The 13,456-nt window shown below is 52.5% G+C and carries 14 protein-coding genes; 9 read left to right on the forward strand and 5 right to left on the reverse strand.

The genetic code is table 11. From position 1 onward, the window contains the following. Positions 1-92: 92 nt before the first annotated feature. The 3 genes from NXT09_RS17685 to NXT09_RS17695 all read left to right on the forward strand — a co-directional run bounded on the left by NXT09_RS17685 (position 93) and on the right by NXT09_RS17695 (position 2,496). The gene (locus tag NXT09_RS17685; protein ID WP_010681432.1) at positions 93-929 is read left to right on the forward strand and encodes an ABC transporter substrate-binding protein; all 837 of its coding nucleotides are present in this window, start codon (positions 93-95) and stop codon (positions 927-929) included. A gap of 93 nt (positions 930-1,022) precedes the next feature. After that, complete coding sequence (locus NXT09_RS17690) at positions 1,023-1,766, forward strand: amino acid ABC transporter permease (protein WP_268580733.1); 744 nt, start codon at positions 1,023-1,025, stop codon at positions 1,764-1,766. A 1-nt stretch (position 1,767) separates the two neighbouring features. Beyond that, positions 1,768-2,496 carry an amino acid ABC transporter permease gene (locus NXT09_RS17695; protein ID WP_268580734.1) on the forward strand — a complete coding sequence of 243 codons (729 nt, stop codon included), beginning with the start codon at positions 1,768-1,770 and terminating at the stop codon, positions 2,494-2,496. An 81-nt stretch (positions 2,497-2,577) separates the two neighbouring features. On the opposite strand, the gene yieH is transcribed toward NXT09_RS17695, so the two are convergent. Next, a complete protein-coding gene (yieH, locus tag NXT09_RS17700) occupies positions 2,578-3,249 on the reverse strand; it encodes a 6-phosphogluconate phosphatase (RefSeq protein WP_240584161.1) in 672 nt (223 codons plus the stop codon). A gap of 245 nt (positions 3,250-3,494) precedes the next feature. On the opposite strand from yieH, the gene NXT09_RS17705 reads away from it, so the two are divergent. Then, the gene (locus NXT09_RS17705; RefSeq protein WP_010302438.1) at positions 3,495-4,832 is read left to right on the forward strand and encodes an NCS2 family permease; all 1,338 of its coding nucleotides are present in this window, start codon (positions 3,495-3,497) and stop codon (positions 4,830-4,832) included. Positions 4,833-4,887: 55 nt separating this feature from the next. On the opposite strand, the gene NXT09_RS17710 is transcribed toward NXT09_RS17705, so the two are convergent. From NXT09_RS17710 to aegA, 3 genes are all read right to left on the reverse strand, one after another. Further along, a complete protein-coding gene (locus tag NXT09_RS17710; RefSeq protein ID WP_094370743.1) occupies positions 4,888-5,631 on the reverse strand; it encodes a 4'-phosphopantetheinyl transferase family protein in 744 nt (247 codons plus the stop codon). A 189-nt stretch (positions 5,632-5,820) separates the two neighbouring features. Beyond that, a complete protein-coding gene (locus NXT09_RS17715; protein WP_268580735.1) occupies positions 5,821-6,342 on the reverse strand; it encodes a 4Fe-4S dicluster domain-containing protein in 522 nt (173 codons plus the stop codon). After that, a complete protein-coding gene (aegA, locus tag NXT09_RS17720; protein WP_268580736.1) occupies positions 6,339-8,363 on the reverse strand; it encodes a formate-dependent uric acid utilization protein AegA in 2,025 nt (674 codons plus the stop codon). Before aegA ends, NXT09_RS17715 begins: the two co-directional genes overlap by 4 nt. A gap of 426 nt (positions 8,364-8,789) precedes the next feature. Here aegA and NXT09_RS17725 point away from each other — a divergent pair, with 426 nt between their 5' ends. The 4 genes from NXT09_RS17725 (at position 8,790) to tnpA (ending at position 11,151) form a co-directional block, all read left to right on the forward strand. Beyond that, the gene (locus NXT09_RS17725) at positions 8,790-9,461 is read left to right on the forward strand and encodes a CsgG/HfaB family protein (RefSeq protein ID WP_180776266.1); all 672 of its coding nucleotides are present in this window, start codon (positions 8,790-8,792) and stop codon (positions 9,459-9,461) included. A gap of 18 nt (positions 9,462-9,479) precedes the next feature. Continuing rightward, positions 9,480-9,839, forward strand: coding sequence for a DUF4810 domain-containing protein (locus NXT09_RS17730; RefSeq protein WP_010302423.1), 360 nt, complete (start codon positions 9,480-9,482; stop codon positions 9,837-9,839). After that, entirely contained in the window at positions 9,836-10,495 is a 660-nt protein-coding gene (locus tag NXT09_RS17735; RefSeq protein WP_240584164.1) for a DUF799 domain-containing protein, read from the forward strand. Before NXT09_RS17730 ends, NXT09_RS17735 begins: the two co-directional genes overlap by 4 nt. A gap of 218 nt (positions 10,496-10,713) precedes the next feature. Beyond that, a complete protein-coding gene (tnpA, locus tag NXT09_RS17740) occupies positions 10,714-11,151 on the forward strand; it encodes an IS200/IS605 family transposase (protein ID WP_205549498.1) in 438 nt (145 codons plus the stop codon). A gap of 106 nt (positions 11,152-11,257) precedes the next feature. Here the strand turns inward: tnpA and NXT09_RS17745 are convergent, their stop codons facing one another. Beyond that, on the reverse strand, positions 11,258-12,760 hold the full coding sequence (locus NXT09_RS17745; RefSeq protein WP_268580737.1) for an MFS transporter: 1,503 nt from the start codon (positions 12,758-12,760) through the stop codon (positions 11,258-11,260). Positions 12,761-12,863: 103 nt separating this feature from the next. On the opposite strand from NXT09_RS17745, the gene NXT09_RS17750 reads away from it, so the two are divergent. Beyond that, positions 12,864-13,415, forward strand: coding sequence for a TetR/AcrR family transcriptional regulator (locus NXT09_RS17750; RefSeq protein WP_268580738.1), 552 nt, complete (start codon positions 12,864-12,866; stop codon positions 13,413-13,415). Positions 13,416-13,456 lie beyond the last annotated feature (41 nt).

Genomic DNA, 13,456 nt, shown 5'->3' on the forward strand with positions numbered 1-13,456 from the left:
ATAAGGTTATATTATAGCTATTTATGTTATTTCCCGCGTTTTCGCCCTGCTGATAGCCTGCGGTTAATACAGCAATAATTAAGGGGCAGGGAATGAAAAAGCAGATTTTGACAGTGACTTTATTGGCCGGGTTGGCTTCCGTTTCTGGTGCTGCACAGGCAGATAAATTAGATGATATTCAGAAGGCGGGCGTGGTGAAAATTGCCGTCTTCGACAGTAATCCGCCGTTTGGCTATGTCGATCCGCAGAGCAAAAAGCTGGTGGGTTATGACGTGGACATCGCTGAGGCGATTGGTAAGGCGCTGGGCGTAAAAGTTGAGCTGCGCGCAACTAATCCGGCTAACCGCATTCCGCTGTTAAGCTCGCAGAAAGTCGATCTGATCGCCGCGAACTTCACCATTACCGATGAGCGTGCCAAGCAGGTTAACTTTAGTATTCCTTACTTCGCTACCGGACAAAAATTCATCGCCCGTAAAGGCGTGCTGAAAACGCCGGAAGACATCAAAACGCTGCGTATTGGCGCGGATAAAGGCACCGTGCAGGAAATTACCCTGCGCGAACATTACCCGACGGCCAAAGTGATTTCCTATGACGATACGCCGCTGGCTTTCGCCGCGCTGCGTAACGGCAACGTTCAGGCCATCACGCAGGATGATGCTAAGTTGGTCGGCTTGCTGGCTAACGTGCCTGATGCCCAGAAGGCGGAGTTTGAAATCTCTCCGTTCAGCATTACCAAAGAGTATCAAGGCGTTGGAATCCCGAAAGGCGAAGAGCGTCTGACGGCGAAAATTAACGACACGCTGATTAATTTGGAAAAACAGGGTGAAGCGAAGACGATTTACGACCGCTGGTTCGGGCCGAGCACGAAATCATCCCAGCCGCGCGGCGATTTCACCTTTGCCCCGTTGGATCAACAACCTAAATCCTGATAGCTGACGCCTAGTGCTATGATCTCAGCCCTCTGCATTGCAGGGGGCGTTTCTATTTATACCTCGTAATAATGACAAAGAGAGATAAAACGCATGGATACGGCGCTGCAATCGCTTGAATCGTGGCTGTTGGCTCCTCAATACCTCATCTGGCTGTGGCACGGTTTCCTGATCACGCTGGGCATTTCCCTGAGTACGATCGTGCTGTCTACGGTGTTGGGCTTTCTGTTGGCAGCGGCCAGAGACAGCCATATTCGTGTGCTGCGCGGCGTTGTGGTGGCCTATAGCTCGCTATTTCGTAATACGCCGCTGCTGGTGCAGCTGTTTTTCTGGTATTTCGGTGCCGGGCAGCTTTTTCCCTCAGAGATGATGCAATGGCTGAACACCCCACATGCTCTTTCGCTGCTGGGCACGACGTTAGCGTGGCCTTCTTTTGAGTTTTTGGCGGGATTGGCCGGGCTGACGCTCTACTCCAGCGCGTTTATTGCGGAGGAAATCCGCTCCGGTGTTCGCGGTGTAGCGCGCGGGCAGAAGTACGCGGCGCATGCTCTGGGATTAACTGGCTGGCAATCCATGCGTTATGTGGTGCTGCCGCAGGCGCTAAAAATCGCCCTGCCGCCGCTGCTTGGGCAGTACATGAATATCGTTAAGAACTCATCGTTGACGATGGCGATTGGCGTCGCTGAATTGTCTTACGCATCGCGTCAGGTGGAGACGGAAACCTTGCGCACGTTTCAGGCGTTTGGCGTAGCGACGGTATTGTACATCGTGATTATTGCGGTGATGGAAGGCTGGGGCATGTGGCGTCAGCAGCGTAGTCTGGCGGAGAGACACTAAGATGGATTTTACCGTTATCACCGATAACATCGACTATTTGATGTGGGGCACGTTCCCGGATGGCCCGCTGGGTGGCGCGGTGTTGACGCTGGTGATGAGTCTGCTGGCGGGCGTAGCCTCTGCTGTTTTGGGTACGGTGTTAGGCGTGGCGCTGGCGATGTCTCGGGGATGGTGGAGTGCGTTGTTGGCGATGGTGTTGGGGTTCTTCCGTGCGATTCCCGTCATCATGCTGATTTTCTGGACCTACTTCCTGCTGCCGATCGTTTTTGGCGTCGATATCCCTGAAATTACGACCGTGGTGTGTGCGCTGGCGCTGATCGCCTCGGCGTATCTGGCGCATGGCGTGAAGGCCGGTATTGTCGCTATTGGACGCGGTCAGTGGCAGGCTGGACTCTCATTGGGCTTAAGCCGCTGGCAGGTGTTGTGGCAGATTGTCCTGCCGCAGGCGTTGCGGATGATGGTGCCTTCCTTCATCAACCAGTGGATTTCCCTGATTAAAGACACCTCACTGGCCTACATTGTTGGCGTCGGCGAGCTGACGTTTCTTGCTACGCAGGTCAATAACCGCAGCATGGTCTACCCGATGGAGGTTTTCCTGTTTGTCGCGCTGGTCTACTTTGTGTTTTGTCTGTCGCTGGAACTGCTGGCTAACGGGGTTAATGCCCGTTTTAACCAGCAGGAAAAGCAGCCGAAACGCCGTTTGCTGTGGTGGCGGAATAAGCCAGCCTGACGCTGCAGATTGTCGACAAACTTATTTGCAGAACGAAAACGGCGACCTTTGTCAGTAGCCTCAAACCAGCCTTTTTGTGGTTTATTCCTGCTCGGTGATATTCCAGCCTTTTTCGCGCCAGATTTGCGGCAGTTCGCGCATATCATCGAACATCGTGACCAGCGGATGATGGATCGGCTGGTTATGGGGATCGGCGCAGTAATAGAACACCGGAATACCCGCAGCGATGCCAGCCTGTACGCCAGCGGCGGAATCTTCAACCAGAATGCAGTGCTCGATGGGAAGCTGTAACTGCTCGGCGGCGTGATACAGCACCGCCGGATCGGGCTTCCATTTTTTCAGATCGTAGCCGCTGTAGAGATGGTCGCCAAACAGATCGAGCATATGCGTCAGGCCGAGCGAATGCTGCATCTTGCTGACCGGACCATTGGACACCACGGCCATAGGAACGGTAATCGACTGCACTAACTCACGTGCGCCCTCGATAGGTTGCAGGAATTCATCGAACAGACGCTTCACCTCTTGCCGGAAATGACGCTCCGCATCGTCTACCGATACGGTTAAGCCATGCTGCTGGCTGATGCGGGCAATAATCTCGTACAGCTTCACGCCCTTGTAGGTTTTTATCACCTCCTCCAGCGATAAGTTCACCCCATACGGGACGAAGATATTCACATAAGCCTGGCAACACAGCACTTCGCTATCAACCAGCGTGCCATCACAGTCGAAGAAGACGCATTCAATACGGGGCATGACCAATCCTTATCGATGAAATAAAAGATGAGGCTCCTACTTTAACCAATTGACTCGATATTGCGACCTTCAAAGCCATTTTTAGCGCTATCTTGCGTAAAATTGGGGGGATTTAACCGAGAGAAAACGATGACGTTAATAGGTTCTTCTTATTCGATGAAAAAAAACGTGGGATCAACGTAAAAACACAGCGTTTTGTTATAGGATACCCGACGACAGTTATTCCCTTCTTTGGATTGTTACTAATGAATAAATCACAACCCGGTCTTGCTACCGAGCAAGGCCTGCTGGAGCGCGTGTTTAAACTTAAACAACACGGCACGACAGCACGTACGGAAACGATTGCCGGTTTCACGACGTTTTTGACGATGGTCTACATCGTTTTTGTTAACCCGCAGATTCTGGGTGTGGCGGGGATGGATACCAAAGCGGTCTTTGTGACCACCTGTCTGATTGCGGCATTCGGCAGCATTTTGATGGGGCTGTTGGCTAACCTGCCTGTGGCGCTGGCGCCTGCAATGGGGCTGAATGCGTTTTTCGCTTTTGTCGTTGTCGGTGCGATGGGTCTGCCATGGCAGGTTGCGATGGGTGCTATTTTCTGGGGCGCAATCGGTTTCCTGTTGCTGACTATCTTCCAGATTCGCTATTGGATGATCGCCAATATCCCGCTTAGCCTGCGTTTGGGTATCGCCAGCGGTATCGGGTTGTTCATTGCCATGATGGGCCTGAAAAACGCCGGTATTATCGTTCCTAACCCTGAAACACTGGTGACGATTGGTAACCTAACGTCACACAGCGTGCTGCTGGGTGCGCTGGGCTTTTTCATTATTGTGGCGCTGGCTTCACGTAATATTCATGCTGCGGTACTGATCTCCATCGTGGTGACCACCTCAATTGGCCTGCTGCTGGGCGATGTGACGTATTCTGGCGTGTTCTCCATGCCGCCGAGCGTAATGTCGGTGGTGGGTCAGGTTGATCTGGCCGGGGCGCTGAACCTCGGGATGTCCGGCATTATCTTCTCCTTCATGCTGGTTAACCTGTTTGACTCATCCGGTACGCTGATTGGCGTGACGGATAAAGCCGGTCTGGTTGATGCTCGCGGTAAATTCCCGCGCATGAAGCAGGCGCTGTATGTTGATAGCGTTAGCTCTGTGGCCGGTTCATTTATCGGGACGTCATCCGTTACCGCCTATATTGAAAGCTCTTCTGGCGTATCCGTGGGCGGACGTACCGGCCTGACGGCTGTGGTTGTGGGTCTGCTGTTCCTGCTGGTGATCTTCCTGTCGCCGTTGGCGGGTATGGTGCCTGCCTATGCGGCCGCTGGCGCACTGATTTACGTGGGCGTATTGATGACGTCCAGCCTGGCGCGCGTGAAGTGGGATGACTTGACGGAAGCCGTTCCGGCCTTTATTACCGCGGTAATGATGCCGTTCAGCTTCTCTATTACTGAAGGGATCGCGCTGGGCTTCATTTCTTACTGCGTGATGAAGCTGGCGACGGGCCGCTGGCGTGAAATCAGCCCTTGCGTGGTCGTAGTTGCGCTGCTGTTCCTGCTGAAAATCGTGTTTATCGACGGGCATTAATATGTTCGTGGCTCCGGGGCTTTCCCGGAGCCTCAGCCTGCGACAAGGCGGCTGGCTACTGTGAGGCGGTAGAGATGGCTTTTTCTATCGTATGGCTGGTTAATTTCATATAGCGTAAAGACTGGCGCTGCTGCTGTAGGATTTCCCCCGACTTTCTCATGCCCGTTGCCGACGTGTATTTCCACATGATCAATCGGTTAAGTGTGGGGATATGGGCACAGGCCCAGGCAAGGTAATCATCAACATCGCTCATTACTTCTACGGCGGGGGTGCAGGTTGAACGCAACCTGCCAGAGGCGGGGTGGAGTTTCAGGTTATTGGGAGGGTGGCTATTCACGCCAGGGATCTTCATCAATGACTGGCGGATGGTGCATAGCTGCGTTGCTGCCTCCAACGGATCGCGCTGCGCGTCGATCCACGCCTGTTCGGCCTGTGTCTGCGCCTGCATCTGTGGGACGACCTGATTTGTTGGCCTGACATGAACGATTTCGATATCCATACCGACGCTGCCTTCTTCGCTCAGGAGGATGGCGATAGTATTGCCTGCATAGCCGATGCTGAAATTGGGCATATTGGGATCGGCAAAATAAGGGCGTCCTTCAGGGGACACAAGTAGCGTGGGCAACAGCGGATAGCCGAAAAAATAGAACATCATCTCAGCCAGCAGCACTCGACTCTTCAGATAACGCTCGCGGCGTTTGGCTGAAAAACCTTGTGTTGATGAGATGAGCCTATCGGGCAGTCTTTGTAAGTCAGGAAGCGCTTCCGTGCTTGTCCACCTGACAAAATGGCAGGTCATTGTTCACTCCGTGATCGTGATAAAAGATGGGAACCTATCAGGCATTACCAATGCATATTATCAGACTAATATATGATCTAAAGAAAAATCGATGGATAAATCGGCGATAATTATTAATTAGGCACACCGAATTTTCTGCATCGTATGTTTTGTGGCGATCCTTCCCTGTCCGCCACCTTCCAGTCTGTTTTAATGACTCTGCCACCCCAGTGCGGAACGCCGCTGTTTTTCCAGCGTCTGTTTGCGCAACTCATCCGCTGTTACTAATCGCAGCGCCGATGTCGGACACACGCTGACGCAGGAAGGGCTCTGGGCGACATCCACGCATAAATCACATTTGTGAACCTCGCTTTGCGTGAGGGGGGCTTCCCCCTCGTCATTCGACGCTTTTGTCACCACATTGATGGCCCCGAAAGGACAGGCGACCACGCAGCTTTTGCAGCCGATACAACGGGACTGAATAACCTGGACGCTATTTCGATCGCGCACCAGCGCGTCATTCGGGCATACGCTGGCACAGGGGGCGTTCTCACATTGACGGCAAAGAACGGGGACACTGACCATGGCGCTTTTAACGACCTTCAGGCGGGGAAAGAAGTGAGAAGGCCGCAGCTGTGCGCTTTGACCACCGCTATGAGCCACCGCGCAGGCGATCTCACAGGTCCGGCAGCCGATACATTTTTCTGCTTCGGCGATAACAAATTGATTCATGAGCGGAGCTCCTCGCGGGTTGCGTGCGTTTCGGGGCGCTGCGGGTGTGCGGGAATGGCTCCCGTGACGGCGGTCAGCCCCATCGTCGCAATCATTCCCAATGCGGCTTTGCGCCCGTCGGCAATGGCGGTTACCACCAGATCGGCACCGCGTACGGCATCACCCCCGGCAAAAATACGCGGGTGGTTGGTCTGGCAAGGTATCTGGCTATCAAGTGGGGCGGTGATGTATCCCCAGTTATCCAGACCGACGTCGGCGTCTTCCAGCCACGGCATGCTGTGCGACTGAAAACCAAATGCGGTTATCACGGCTTCCGCAGGCTGCACGAATTCTGAACCAGGAATAGGGCGCGGACGACGACGGCCGCTGGCGTCAGGCTCGCCCAGTTCGGTGCGAACCAGACTAATGCCGCACACTTCGCCCTGTTCATTGAGGCAGATTTTTTGTGGCTGGACGTTAAACATGAACTCCACGCCTTCTTCGCGGGAGTTTTTCACCTCTTTTTTCGAGCCGGGCATGTTGGCTTCATCGCGACGATACGCGCAGGTGACGGATACTGCACCTTGCCGAACAGATGTGCGCAGGCAATCCATCGCGGTATCCCCACCGCCGAGCACTACGACACGCTTGCCCGCCATCGAGATATAAGGCTCATCCTCTAATTCAGGTAGCCCCATAACGTGTTTGGTATTGGCAATCAGGAACGGCAGCGCATCGAAGACACCGGGAGCCTCTTCGTTATCAATGTTGGCCTTCATGGAGCGGTAGGTGCCTACGCCGAGGAAAACTGTGTCATAGTCGTCCAGCAACTGAGCCAGAGAAATATCTTTCCCCACTTCGGTATTCAACTGGAACTCGATTCCCATGGCGCTGAACACTTCACGACGATGGATCAGGACGTCTTTATCCAGCTTGAACGACGGAATCCCAAACGTGAGCAGCCCACCAATTTCCGGGTGGCGATCGAACACCACGGCCTGCACGCCGTTGCGAGCCAGCACATCGGCACAGGCTAACCCGGCTGGGCCAGCACCGACGATCGCTGCGCGTTTGCCGCTGGGAACGACACGCGTCATATCAGGCGACCAGCCCATTTCCATCGCGGTATCGGTAATGTAGCGTTCAACGTTACCGATGGTGATAGCGCCGTACTCCTTACCCAGCGTACAGGCCCCTTCGCATAGCCGATCCTGTGGGCACACTCGGCCGCAGATTTCCGGCAGGCTGCTGGTTTGGTGCGACAGCTCTACGGCTTCAAGGATCCGCCCCTGTTTTGCCAGACTCAGCAGTTCGGGAATATTGTTATGTAGAGGGCAGGTCCACTCGCAGATTGCGCGTTTGCCGCAGGAAAGGCAGCGGTCAGCCTGATCTTCCGTCTGCTGCACCGAGAAGCCATGATAGATTTCATCAAACGTGGATGTTCTCTGGGTCAGCGGCTTTTTCTCGGCATCCCGACGCGGCCAGTTTTTTCTTTTGCTGAGCGGATGGGCTGTCAGCGCTTTCAACACGGGTGTTTCACGCTGCCAGTGGGAGGCTGAACGTAGCGCCATTACCTGCTGTTTCTCCTGACGGCGGGCCGCTAGCGTTTGCTCGCTGACGAGCTGTAAGGCTTGAGTTGGACAGGCTTCTACGCACGCTTGCCCTTCTGGACGATCGGCGCAGAGATCGCATTTGTGGGCGATGGTGCTGTTGTCTACAGGGCTTGTCACCATGGACATCGCGCCGAACGGGCAAGCCAGTACACAGCTTTTGCAGCCGATGCACTTTTCCTGAACGAGCTGAATGCTATTGTCTTTTCTGATCAAGGCCTGTGTTGGGCACACGCTGGCGCAGGGAGCATCTTCACAGTGACGGCAGGTCACGGCAGCCCGCAGCGTTGGCGTATTGAATGCTTTGATTCTGGGCTGAAACACCGCGGCGCCATCGGGATAGCGCTCGCCATTGTGTGAAATGACACAGGCGATTTCGCATGCATGGCACCCCATACAGTCTTGAGTACTGGCAATAACAAATCGGTTCATTACCTTTTCCCACTCTGGATCCCTCGATCGTGGCCTTTATCCTAATAGTTGGATAACACCCTGACCTTGATATAGAGCAGGTAAAAAGTCGGTTAATGTTAAATCTCACACGTGTTACTAATAAAATTATTGAATCGTTTCAGTGAGTTGTAATGTTATGTGAAAGTAATGGTCTGGTTGTATATAACCTTGTTTTTTGTCTGGTTTACAGTGGTTTATCTCGGGTAAACATTCTGGTTTTCATTATTTTTGTTAATTTCCCCATGAAATAACTCGTTACTTTTACTTACTCCCCTCATAATGTTGGGCGCTATTTACATGCATCAAAACAATGTTGCGGCTAAATAGCGTGTTTGCGGCATTTTCATTATGAATCAATAACAGAGCGTTGCTCAGGTTAATGGATTGTCACTAAGGGATAGTGTTATGAATAAAAAAATCGTTCTTTGTTCTGTATTCATGTCAGCTGCATTATTGAGCGGATGTGCCACAGAGTCTTCCCGTACCGTAGAAGCACAGAAAGTTACTTCTTACAGTACGCCTTATCAGGGTGTTCGCAGCCCGATTTCCATCGGAAAATTTGAAAACCGCTCTAACTACATGAACGGTATTTTTTCTGATGGCGTTGACCGTTTAGGTAATCAATCCAAAACCATTCTTGTTAGCCATCTCCAGCAGAGTGGCCGCTTTAATGTGTTGGATCGTACCAACATGGAAGAGCTGAAGGCGGAAGCGGGTATTAAAGGACAAACGCAGACGCTGAAAGGCGCTAGCTATGTTATTACCGGCGATGTGACCGAGTTTGGCCGCAAAGAAGTGGGTGACCATCAGCTGTGGGGCATCCTGGGTCGCGGTAAAACACAGGTTGCTTACGCAAAAACCACGCTGAACGTGGTGAACGTACAAACCTCTGAAGTCGTGTATTCCGTACAAGGTGCGGGCGAGTACACCTTGTCTAACCGTGAAATTATCGGTTTCGGCGGTACGGCCAGCTATGACTCGACGCTGAACGGTAAAGTGCTGGATCTGGCGATTCGTGAGGCCGTCAATAATCTGGTTGCAGGAATTGAAAGCGGTGCCTGGCGCCCAGCGAACTAATGGAATAGGAATATAACCATGTTATCTCATAAGAAAATTGTCCTGCTACTGGCAGCGGCAGTATTAGCAGGCTGTGCATCCGCGCCAAAAACGATTTACAGCTGGGACAAATATCAGCCTGCACTTTATGATTATTATCAACAGGATAAAGTCGGCCCTGAGCAGCAGATTCTTGCTTTGAATGAATCGATCGAAAAAGCCAAAGCCGCCAATAAACCTGTCCCGCCGGGACTCTATGCTCAACTTGGGTTGCTGTACGCCAATACTGGCCGTGATAGTGAAGCTCGCCAACAGTTTGAAACTGAAAAAGCGAAATTCCCTGAATCAGCACCTTTTATGGACTTCCTGTTGAGTAAAAATAAAGGGAGCATTAAATGAATCGTTTCTTAGGATTATGTGGTCTAGTTTTTGCGCTGGTGCTGACTGGCTGTGCTAAACCCGTGCCTTATGACTACACGGCATTTAAGCAGAGCAAGCCTAAGTCCATTCTGGTACTGCCACCGGTTAACCATTCTCCGGATGTGAAAGCGAGCTATAGCCTGCTTTCTCAGGTCACCTATCCGCTGGCAGAGTCGGGATACTATGTATTCCCTGTCGCGGTTGTGGAAGAGACATTCAAGCAGAATGGTCTGGTGACGGCGTCGGATATTCATGCGTTGAGTACCGCGAAGCTGCAGCAAATCTTTGGTGCTGATGCTGCGCTGTATTTGGACGTAAAAGAGTACGGCACGTCATACATCGTGATTAATAGCGAAACCCGCGTTTCTGCGGATGCGCGTCTGGTTGATCTGCGTACCGGAAAACTGCTGTGGAGCGGAAGCGCAACAGCGTCCAGCAACGAGCAGCAATCAAACGCTAACGGCGGCATCATCGGTATTCTGGTGCAGGCTGCGGTGAACCAGATTGCGGACACCATCTCCGACAAAGGCCACGATGTTGCTGGCGTGACCAGCGCGCGCCTGCTGGCAGCGGGCCATTCACGCGGTATGCTGTACGGGCCTCGTTCACTGCAATACGGTAAAGAAACCTACTAGGTTTCCAGGTCGTACACCGTTACCTTGCAGTACGTTGTTATAGTGTAATACGTCGCTAAATCATCAACGCCGTTCGTGATTGAACGGCGTTTTTTATTGCTAACTCAAAACCACGTCCTGTGGACGTGGTTATCGGCTTGGTTTTGGCTCTGCCTGTAAAAACCTACCCATGCCAAAATCCCTATCTGTTGTCCCCACAACTGATAAGGAAATTAAACATGAGCAGGTTTCAAAAAGCTTCCCACGTGCTGTGGCATTGTCAATATCATATCGTTTGGACACCTAAATGCCGCTTCCGAATACTAAAAGGTAATGTAGGCAAAGAAGTCTATCGTCAAATCTGGATCCTAAGCGAACAGCTAAAAATTCAGATAGTTGAGTTAAATGTGCAAATAGATCATGTGCATCTGTTGGTAAAAATACCGCCGAAGCTAGCGGTATCAGAAGTAATGGGTCACCTTAAAGGAAGAACAGCGATAAGGTTATTCAGTAAATTTCCTTATCTGCGTAAGCATAAATTATGGGGAAATCACTTCTGGGCGAAAGGTTACTGTGTGGACACCGTAGGTGTGAACTCAGAGATGATTCGTAAGTATGTAAAGTATCAAGAAAAACATGAAGTAGAAGAGAAACAACTATCACTTCATGAACTGTGAAGAGAGGGCTCTAGGAGTCCGAACTTAGTACGCCCCTCTGGGGCGCAATCAAAGCCACCTTCTATGAAGGCGGATTTTTACTGTCTTGACCGATGAGTCGGTGGTGCTATACATCGGCGGCCTGATGACGATGCTGTTTACTATTGCGGGTTGTCCAGACGAAGGCCGCGGTCAGCAGCAGGATCAGCGTGGCTGCGGCCAGCACAATGGAAAAACCCGAATCAAAGGCAGAATGGGCCTGTGTGGTAAGCATCTGCCGCATATTTTCCGGTAAGGATTCGGCAAAAATTAACGCTTCGTCCAGACTGTCATACGCGGTGTCCGGTGCGGCAAACCCTGCGGGCAGCATAAACGTTGCGGAATAAGCGAAAGACAGCAAACTGCCCATCAGCGTCACGCCCGTTGCGCCGCCTAATTCATACGACACTTCTTCGATTGACGCTGCCATACCCGCTTTTGATGCTGGCGCAACCTGCATAATAGTGCTCGATGCGGCCGTCATGGTGGAGCCCACGCCTGCGCCAATAACGGTCAGGCTGATGATTTGTATAATGGTGGGCGCATTGTGCAGCAGCAGATAGCTTCCCATTCCGAGCCCCGAAATCAACAGGCCAGCGGCTAGCATTGTCCCGCTATTCACGCGCGGCAGTATCTTTCCAGTTAACGGGCCAGAGATAAAGGATGCCAGCGACAGCGGTAAAATGAACAACCCCGCTTCTAGCGGAGACAGCCCGACGACTAACTGCAATCGCTGGGTGAAAGCCAGCTCCATTCCGATCAAGGCGGCAGCGGCTACGATAGCTGCGGCTACAGCCGCGCTGAAAGGGGGCAGGCGGAAGAGAGAGAAATCGACCAGAGGATGTTTGCTGTTACGCTGACGCCGAACGAACAGGGTAATGAAAGCCACGCCGATAAGCAGAGCGATTAGCGCATCCTCATAAGACGGAACCCGCTTGCCCAGCTCTTTTATGGCATAGGTGATACCAATCAAACCCACCATGATTAATAGGGAACCGATGAAATCCCAGCGGTGGGAGGCGTTGCCCGGCCGGTGTGGAATCACGGTGATTCCCATGATAAGCGCAAGCAAAACGACCGGCACGTTAATGAGGAAAACCGATCCCCACCAGAAGTACTCAAGCAGTATCCCGCCCATCACGGGGCCAAATGCCGCGCCACCGGATGCCACTGCAGCCCAGATACCGATCGCCAGTGCGCGTTCCCGTTCATCAGTAAAGGTCAGACGAATAATCGACAGTGTGGCAGGCATCATCATTGCGGCACCGACCGCGAGCAGCGCGCGGGCAGCGATAAGCATACTGGGTGTGGGAGAATAAGCGGCAAACAGTGACGCCGCACCAAAGACCACCAGTCCGGAAATAAATAGAGGTTTATGGCCCAGCTTATCGCCCAACGTGCCCATCCCCAGCAGTAAACCGGAGGCTACCAGCGCATAGATATTAACGATCCACAGCTTTTCCGATGCAGTAGCGTGCAGGTCGTGAGTCAGTGTTGGGAGTGCGGTGTACAGCACCGTCATGTCGATAACAATCAGGAACAGTGCGCTGGAAACAATGGCCAGGGTCAGCCACTTCTTTGGTGATTGCATAGCAGGATCTCTACCTTGAACTTCTATTTTTCATCTGTTGGATAGCGTTCTGATGATATAGAATTGCTTTTTAAATACAAACGTATTTTAAATTGGGGAAGACATGGGGCGTCATAAGAGCATTAATCGTGCGTGCGTGTTGGATGCGGCGGAGCAGATTGTCCGCACGCAGGGAACGGCTGCGCTGACGATCGATGCGGTCGCTAAAGCGGCGGGCGTGACAAAAGGCGGTATTCAGTCGAGTTTCGGGACGAAAGACGAGCTGATTCACGCGATGTATCAGCGCTGGGAAGATGAGTTTGATGAGATGGCCGCCGTGTGCATCGGGACGGATGATAGTCGGGAAGCCAGAGTGCGTGCGCATGTTGACATCACTTATCGGACGGATGCCGCAGAAGGCGATCGAGCGGCGGGCATGATGGCCTCGTTGTTGAATGCGCCTGAGCACCTTGCTAGATCGCAGGCGTGGTATGACAGTCAGTTGGCCGGGCTTGACCTGAATTCGCAGGAAGGGCGAGATGCTCGGCTGGCGTTTCTGGCCTCTGAAGGGGCATTCCTGCTGCGCTATTTTGGCTTTATGGCGGTCGATGACGAGACCTGGAAAGCCATTTTCTCTGATATTTCCCGCCTGTTACCCGAGCGCACTGCTTCCTGAGTCAGCACCTCTGTCCATGAGGTGCATTGATTATGATTTGA

Origin of the sequence: Pectobacterium jejuense (assembly GCF_026800125.1) — a bacterium.
Lineage (GTDB): Bacteria > Pseudomonadota > Gammaproteobacteria > Enterobacterales > Enterobacteriaceae > Pectobacterium > Pectobacterium jejuense.